Origin of the sequence: Verminephrobacter aporrectodeae subsp. tuberculatae At4 (genome assembly GCF_000193225.1) — a bacterium.
GTDB lineage: Bacteria > Pseudomonadota > Gammaproteobacteria > Burkholderiales > Burkholderiaceae_C > Acidovorax > Acidovorax aporrectodeae.
Genome location: NZ_AFAL01000899.1, coordinates 1 through 680 on the forward strand (window position 1 = coordinate 1; position 680 = coordinate 680).

General features: G+C 64.9%; 1 protein-coding gene. It reads left to right on the plus strand.

Annotation, left to right across the window (positions count from 1 at the left end; all coding sequences use genetic code 11):
• Positions 1-680 (plus strand): Ig-like domain-containing protein (locus VTU_RS34215; RefSeq protein ID WP_010109272.1); only part of this gene is annotated, 680 nt, incomplete at both ends.

Sequence of the window (680 nt, forward strand, 5' to 3'; positions counted from 1 at the left end):
CGGTCAACACCCAGCGCCCGACAGCCACGATCACGCTGACCGATACCACGCTCACCCAGGGCGAAACACCGACCGTGACCTTTCGCTTCAGCGAGCCCGTCAACGGCTTCACGCGCGATGACATCGAACTCAGCAATGCCAACGGTACATTGGGCGACCCCGTAATTAATGACGATGGAAGGACCTGGACAGCGCTCTTCACGCCCAGGGGCAACGTCAACGACCCGACCAACACCATCCGCGTGGACCTCACGGGCGTGACGAACGCCGCGGGCAACGCTGGCACTGGTAGCGCCAGCAGCGCCAACTACACGGTCAACACCGCTGGCCCGACAGCGACCATCGCGCTGTCCGATACCACGCTCAGCGTGGGCGAAACAATGACCGTGACATTCTGGTTCAGCAGGCCCGTCATCGGCTTTGACTCCACGGACATCGTGCTCACTGACGCCAACGGCACGCTGAGCACGCTCACGGCCAGGGCCACGGCCGGTTCCTACCGGGTCTGGACAGCGACCTTCACGCCCACGGCCAACGTCAGCGCCCGGGCGAATACCATCCGTGTGAACCTCAGCGGTGTGCGCGACGACGCAGGCAACGCCGGTACCGGCAGCGCCAGCAGCGACAACTACAGCGTGGACACCGTGCGCCCCACGGCGACCATCACGCTGGCCGACAAC